Source organism: Microcystis sp. M_QC_C_20170808_M3Col, assembly GCF_007095505.1.
Classification (GTDB): domain Bacteria; phylum Cyanobacteriota; class Cyanobacteriia; order Cyanobacteriales; family Microcystaceae; genus Microcystis.
In genome coordinates, this window is sequence record NZ_SFBY01000043.1 from 1 (window position 1) to 7504 (window position 7504).

The 7504-nt window shown below is 42.6% G+C and carries 5 protein-coding genes; 2 read left to right on the forward strand and 3 right to left on the reverse strand.

The annotated features are described in order from the left end of the window. Window positions 1-146: 146 nt before the first annotated feature. Together EWV84_RS02380 and ylqF are read right to left on the reverse strand one after the other, a co-directional pair. Complete coding sequence (locus EWV84_RS02380; protein ID WP_287076185.1) at window positions 147-3002, reverse strand: HEAT repeat domain-containing protein; 2856 nt, start codon at window positions 3000-3002, stop codon at window positions 147-149. Window positions 3003-3730: 728 nt separating this feature from the next. Then, the gene (gene ylqF / locus EWV84_RS02385) at window positions 3731-4570 is read right to left on the reverse strand and encodes a ribosome biogenesis GTPase YlqF (RefSeq protein ID WP_287076187.1); all 840 of its coding nucleotides are present in this window, start codon (window positions 4568-4570) and stop codon (window positions 3731-3733) included. Between the two features lie 107 nt (window positions 4571-4677). Between ylqF and EWV84_RS02390 the strand changes: the two genes are divergently transcribed. Both EWV84_RS02390 and EWV84_RS02395 read left to right on the forward strand, forming a co-directional pair. After that, window positions 4678-5220: an NUDIX hydrolase gene (locus EWV84_RS02390; protein WP_287076188.1), complete on the forward strand. Its 543-nt coding sequence runs from the start codon at window positions 4678-4680 to the stop codon at window positions 5218-5220. 124 nt (window positions 5221-5344) lie between these two features. Then, window positions 5345-6286 (forward strand): hypothetical protein, encoded by a 942-nt coding sequence (locus EWV84_RS02395; RefSeq protein WP_286824352.1) that lies wholly within the window; start codon window positions 5345-5347, stop codon window positions 6284-6286. Window positions 6287-6413: 127 nt separating this feature from the next. On the opposite strand, the gene EWV84_RS02400 is transcribed toward EWV84_RS02395, so the two are convergent. After that, window positions 6414-7355, reverse strand: a complete 942-nt coding sequence (locus EWV84_RS02400) for a TIGR04168 family protein (protein WP_287076190.1) — start codon at window positions 7353-7355, stop codon at window positions 6414-6416. Window positions 7356-7504: the final 149 nt, after the last annotated feature.

The window sequence follows — 7504 nt, forward strand, 5'->3', positions numbered from 1 at the left end:
GCAATTGTCAAACCGCCGACACCATCGGTCAAAGCACGGGGGCATCGCGACTGGGGTTGTCTCTTTCATCGCCGATTTCTCAACGTAAAGTGCTTACTCTGTAACGATTATACTCGATTGGACCTTTGTTGAGCGTTTAAGTCCCACTAGGATAGGATTAGGGGATTACCGATTGCGCTAGGTAAAAAGTCGGGTACATTAGCGGTTGTTCCATTGATAGGAGCGAGTTTTTCGAGAACAAAGTGAGGAACTTTGGCTTCTTGGCCTTTTACCTGACAACAATCGCGCAGGGCGATTAAAAACCCTTTGGGTATGGTGTCTAGGTGTTTTAGCCATTCCGACCATTGACTATCATCATTTCGATAGAGGTCAAGCAGGTGCAAAGCTGCTAAATATTCAGCGATGGGATCGAGGGCGAAACGGAGACGATCTTGGGCCGGTCCGACGATTTGGATAAGATGTAGGCGTTGTTCCAAATATTTTAGGCGAATTTCCGCAGTATTATCGGCCAAAGCCAGCAAAATATCTTCAATTGCGGCGGTGTTCGGCTGATAGGTAGTTTTCAAGCATTCCCAAGCCACAATTTTCGCTGTTTTCTGGACTATGCGATCTTCTAATTTATCTTTGTGGACATCCCGATTCAGTTCGTTAATATAATGAAGCATTAAATCAGGGACGTTATCGGGCAACGAGGCGGTCAGAGTTTGGGCTGATTCCACTTTAGAGGCGATCATTTGTTCGCCATAAAGTTTCGCCAAGAAGACGGTGATATTGCCGCGGTCGACGATCTGAGATAGGTGACGACAGGCATCGAAAAATTCAGGATCGGGAAAGAGTTCCCGTTTGCCTCGTTCCCTCAGATAAGCATCCATGAAAGACGATAGGTGATTACCTTCAATCCGCAGGGGTTGAATGGTAGTTTTAACAACATGACCGAGGACTTCCCGAAGGCGAGAGGTAATTAGCAAAGCCTTGGCGGGACAATCGGGCATTTCCGGACGAATGAGATCGCGGGTTTCGGTACTCATTTCCGAGAGATGATCGACAATAACGAGGATACGCTGTTTTCTAAGCAGTTGTTCGAGAAGTTTTGCCGAAATAGGGTCGGTATCTTGTCCTAACTCGTCGTTGAGTTGTCCCAAAATCGCATCGGTAAAGGGACATTTATCGTGATCGGGGTCGGGATCGAGATCGTCTTCGATCAGTACCGGTAACATTCGATGTTTAAGGATTCGCTCGTTTTCGTCCTCGGACATCGCCCATTGGGCAATTTGACAGGCAAGACTGGTTTTGCCTGAACCGCCCTCACCCCAAATCAACAGGTGTTTTTGTGTGGCAAAGATATTTTGCAGGTGTTTGGGGGTGAGTTGGGCGATGGTAGTCTGGTCATTCAAAATGACCGGACTGGGAACGTGAACCAGCCGTTTTTCTACCGTGTCTTTTTGTTGAAAGGCTTCTCGTACCGATTTGATGTGAACCGCCACCCAAGCATCTAAAACTCGTCCATGATATTTGAGGGGAGAGAGTAAACGTAAAAAAGTCACCGTTACAGAACCGATCACGGAAACGAGCGGATTGCTAATCTTGGAGGCGGTTTCCAATGTCCCTAACAAACCTTCATCGAGTTTCAATAACCAGAGTGGTTTTAACCAGAACATTCCACCGTAGGAACTCAGTACAATCACCACAGCCCATGCCCAGGGATTTTTGAGTATATCGTGTAGGATAAACTGTTCTGCTTGGATCAGTTTGAGAATCTCTAGCTGTTGCTCGGTTTCTTTAATCCTCTGTTCATAAAGAGACTGCTTCTCTTTCAGGGCTACCAAAGCTTCATTCAAAGAATCGATCGCTTTCTTAACATCGATTTTGTTGTTCCGGGCCTGATTGGGAAAACTCTGAGCGATCGCCGCTATCGCTTGAGCAGCTTTGGGCTGTTCTTCATCTAAAGCCTTGATAAGACTTTTGAGGGTTTTTTGATCGCTGTTGAAATCAAAAGTATCTTTTTGTTCTATTAGCATCCCCAAAGCGGCGGCCGCATCACCTCTGACGAGCGGCTTAGGATCGTTTTCTAGGATGTCACGCAATTTCCCTAGGCTTTCGCGATCACTGCCTCCTATTTGTCCTAAAGCGGAAGCGACATAGGAGCGTAGGGTATAATTTCGGTCGTCTAAAGCCGTGCGAAGTTCGGGGATAGTCTCTTGAAGAGCTTTACGAATCCCGCTATCTTTGCTATTTTGGGCGATTCTGCTCAAAGCATCGGCGGCTTCTTTGCGGACAACCGAAGAGGGGTCACCTAAAGCTTGATGAAAAAGTTCTACTAAAGCTAGGTCTGGCGTGACAATTTGTCCTAAAACATTGGCCGCACTGGCGCGCAGATGACTATTGGTATCTTGTTTCAGGATAGCTTCGAGTATCGGAATCGCCCCCGCATTTTTAGGTACATTTTTATCGATATCAAAAATACTCACGAGGGTTTCTATCGCTAATCCCCGCACTTCATCGTTATTATCTGGGTTTTTTAGCACCTCTACCAGTTCATGGACTACGGGGGTCGCCCCAATACCTCGCAACGCCCAAATGACACTTTTCCGCATTTCCGGGGGTTGAGAGGGATCGAGGAGCAGCTCTTTTAGTGGGGGTATGGCATCTTCTGCCCCTGTGCCGATGCCCCTCAAAACATAAGCGGCATTTTTCCTGACTTCTAAGGGTACGGTCGATTCTTGAACCGTGGCAATTACCGAACAGAAGATCGGGTCCTGTCGTTTTCCTTCCCAATCGCTCAGGGGATATAAGTCTTTACTCCATTGATTAACTATTTGTAACTGTTGCGACAAGGTTTTAGTCTTGATCTGTTCAATTTTAGATTTAACTTCTGGAGAATTTATTTGTTCCAGGGTACAGGTAACAGCCCCAGCACTACCGGAAGAATTTAAGAGGGAAACTAGGCTCAACAACGTGGCACTTATCCCAGTCAACGGTGAATAACGGAGATGTTTATTCATGGTTTTACCTCCCAACTAATATAAAACAAAAAGACTACATCCTTAAGTCTTTAAATAAATAACTACCATGCTCTACAGCCTACCTAAGTCTTGAACCTATTCTATCATTATAATTTTTAAAATCTCTAATACTTAGCAATAATTAATAGAGTTGTTGGGAAATAAGCTCAAAATCATTGAAGCCCTTACATGGTAAGCTTTTAAGCGACTTTCTATTGTGATCACTAAAACCCAGACTACATAAGGCTTTGAGCTATTTTAATAGTTATATCCCAACAGGTCTAATAGGTATTTGTTAGAATCAACGAAAAGATAAAAGCTCACTCAAACTTGCTGGCACAACGAGAAGAACTATAGCGGTTCTCACACCTGTGTGGCACACTTAAACCTTTGCTAATTAAGCTTTTCAACATTTATAATGTACCTCTTGCGAACAGGAAACGCTATATAGCGCTTTTCTAGGACTCTAGGCAGAGGAATGATAGTAGCGAAAGACATACATTTTAGCCATTAAACTACTTTGTTAGTAGAAGGTGTAAAGGCAAGCCGTGATTGGGTTGTCGCTCTTGGAGATGTCTGATCAAATTAATTGCCCGATAGTCTAAAAAGGCTTCAGATCGGTTCATTATGAGCTTATATTTCCATAATCTTATCGGCAGCTCAGTGGACTAAAAGGCGGTAATTTTGACAAATTCGGGAATTAACTATTGAGTTAAAAACAGGCGATTTCAAGAGGAAGGAGGCAATTCTAGCGGGATAGCCCCGATTATTCCCTTACGAAAATCATTGAGTAACTGCATGGCTGCCCTTTCTTTATCTTCTTGATATTTGAGATTGGCCAATTTTTCGATAAAATCTTCCCCGGTCATGTCTAGAGTATTCAACCCGTAACGAGATTGTAAAAGTCCTTCATAGTGTAATTCTATTAATAAATCGACAAAAGCCGCCGCTATCCTTTGGTTATCATAACCAGCATCGCCAATATCCTCACAGATAGCTAATTTCACCGCATCCCTTTGATTATCTAAACGGGAAGGAATCACCCCCGGCGCGTCTAATAGTTCTAAGGTGTCGGAAATTCGTACCCATTGTAATTGTCGCGTTACTCCGGCCCTGCGGGCGCTGGCGACGACTTTTCGCCCTAATAAACGGTTAATCAGGGCAGATTTGCCCACATTGGGAAACCCGATCACCACGGCGCGCACTGGACGCGGTAACATTCCTCTTAGTTGGCGTTTTTGGTTAATTTCATCGCCAATTTTTTCCGCCGCTTTGATAATTGCTTTAACTCTTTCTCCCTGTTTAGCGTTAGTAAAATAGACGGGTTCTCCTTGACTTTTAAACCATGTTACCCATTGTTGATGGGCAGATTCGGGAATCATATCGAGACGATTTAAGATTAACAAGCGCGGTTTATTGCCAATCCAATCGTCCACCTGCGGATGATGGGAAGCTAAGGGAATGCGAGCATCGCGCACTTCTAAGACCACATCCACGAGTTTAAGATGTTCCTTGAGTTTTCTTTCCGCTTTGGCAATATGACCGGGATACCATTGAATTAACGACATGGGAGATGGGAGTATAAAATTAAATTTTATCAGGAATAGTCCCTAGATAGCTATAATTATCTGAGAAAAAGTTTAGTAATTTCACTGCAATTATAACAGGATTGTCGATGACTAATTTAAAAAAATGGCAAATTATTAAATCCGAGCTAGTTTTTCAGAATCGTTGGTGTCAAGTCCGTCAAGACGCGGTGAGGTTATCCTCTGGACAAGTTATCGATGATTATTTCGTTAATATTCGTCCTGAAATTGTTTTAGTTGTTCCAGTTACTGGGGATAATCAATTGGTTTTTGTCCGTCAATATCGTCACGGAGTTAAGGAAATTTTATTGGAATTTCCCGCCGGGGCAGTAGATGCGGGTGAAGATAATATTAATGCGGCAGCGCGTCGGGAATTCGAGGAGGAAACCGGTTATCAAAGTGATTCTCTAATACCTCTGGCTGTTTTGTACGATAATCCCGTTAAAGATACTAACAGAATTCATATTTTTTTGGCTCTTAATGCTACTCCCACAGGTCAACAAAAGTTAGATATTACCGAGGAAATTGAAGTTATTATTCGACCTTTACAGGAAATTAATCCGCAGGAAATTACCGTCTCCGGTAGTTTAGCTGCTTTCTATCTAGCGAGGGATTTTTTAAAGCAAAATTAAGAGGGTTTTAGTTGAAATTTCCCCACTTCCCGCTCTCCTACCTCGGCGCTTTTCTCTACTGTTTGAACAGGATTTGTATTACTTTAAGTTTTATTTTTTTCACTTGTCTATGAGTAATTTTTTGATGATTGCTGGCTTTATTCTATCAGCTTATGCGATTGTTGCCAACGATTCCCTACAAACTTTAGGGACTTTTTTAAGTGCCAATGAAGAACGTCCCTGGTGGATTTTATGGCTGTACACCAGTATAATCTTAGCCTCGATTTTTATCGCTGGTTGGTATATTAATCAGGGAGATGTGGCTTATAATCGACTAGAAATGATTCCCTTCCCAGAAACTTTTACTTGGATTTATATCGTTCCTCCCTTAGCAATTTTAATTCTCACCACTTGGGGAATACCTGTGAGTACAACCTTTTTGGTTTTAACAGTTTTTGCTCCCCAATCTCTAGATGAAATGTTAGTTAAATCCGCTTGGGGTTATGCTATTGCTGTTATAGTGGGGTTAGTAATCTATCGAATTATTTATCAATTAGAAAACTTTTTCCTAGAAACAGTTAATAAAGAACCTCAAAAAATCTGGGTAGTTTTACAGTGGTTATCCACCGGGTTTCTCTGGAGTCAATGGTTAATGCAAGATTTTGCTAATATTTTCGCCTATCTTCCCAGAAAGTTAGCGGCAACATGGTTAGTTTTATCTCTAACAGTTATGCTACTCCTGCAAACCATCATTTTTATTAATCACGGGGGTCAAATCGAGAAAATTGTCACTAGCAAAACTAACGCCCATGATCTGCGTTCTGCAACAATTATTAACTTAATTTATGGACTAATTTTACTGTTTTTTGTTAGCTATAATCATATTCCCATGAGTACCACTTGGGTATTTTTAGGTTTATTAGGAGGTCGAGAAATTTCTCTGACTTTAACCAGAGAAAACCCTAATTTAGCCGCCACGGGTAAACTGGTTTTAGGGGATGCCTTGAAAGCTTTTATCGGTATGATAGTTAGTGTTGCTATCGCTCTTGCTTTACCTCTAATCGCTCAAAAAATTAACTATCTATAGGAAGTGGGGAGCTTTTTTCAGTTATCAGTAATCAGTGAACAGTAATCAGTGAACTGAACACTCATATCTGATAACTGATATTAGTGATTGTACCGCATAAGATTAAGAAAAGGTCTATTTTCAAAACTTAAGAATAACAAGATGGAACGGATAGGCGATCGATTGATGACCCGGAGTGATAAAGTTTTCTATTACTGATAATCTCGAAATTATCGTTCAACCAGATTAAAGATGCTTCTGTGACTAGACCTTCTTCAAGAGTGACTAGGGAAAAATTGCGAGATTTACCCGTATCGGAGTGGAGAATGCGAGGGACACTAGCAGCATTCAAATAAACGGTTCCCATTTCGGAAGTGACCACTGGATTGCGTAAACGGGAAGTGGTATGACGGAGACGGTGGTGCATATGACCGAAACTGACGAGAGGAACCTGTTTTCCTAATAGCTGTGCTTGTTCGATGGCCGCTGCTAAATCGGGGTCCCCGTGGTCCCCTCCCAAAGGTTGCCAATCGCGACCACAGATAGCTTCCGCTTCCTTTCCCAGTCCGGCCGGACCATTGTGACCTAAAAAAATCAGGTTATTATAGGCAGTATCTTGAATATTAGAGATAATTTTGGCGGTAGATTCGGCAAAATTGCTGATATTATAGCGTTCTTGCAAAAATTCTCCATTTTTCCACTCGGACCCCCCCCAAGTAAAGGGACGACCCCCAACAATCGAAAGCTGTAAACCGGGTAGGTCTAGTTTTGAGTAACCCACATGAGCAACCCCTAATAATTCTAACTGGGCGGTGACACGATCTTCTTTATCGCGATCGTACGGACATTGTTTTCGTCCCCAGGGGGTGGCGCTATACCAAGCGTCATGATTACCGAGAATAACGGCTTTTGGTAAGGACAAACTAGCAATCCGACCGACAATTTCTAGGGATTCATTGCCAAAATCACCGACAAATAGGGCTAAATCGACTTGTAAAGCTTCTAGAGCTAAATTATCTTCTATTTCCCATTGGTCGTGAACGTCACCGATGACGGCGATTTTATAGGTGCGAGGGAAAGAACTTACCATTACCAGTTATTAACTATCATTTACCATTGACATAGTTACTAATTCTGTACGCAAACGTCGCACTTTGAATCAGCTTTGTACGCTTTGACCCGTACAGGGCTAACTACAAGCCTCTCTATCGGATTCTTGCTAAATGCAACCTCTCCGAC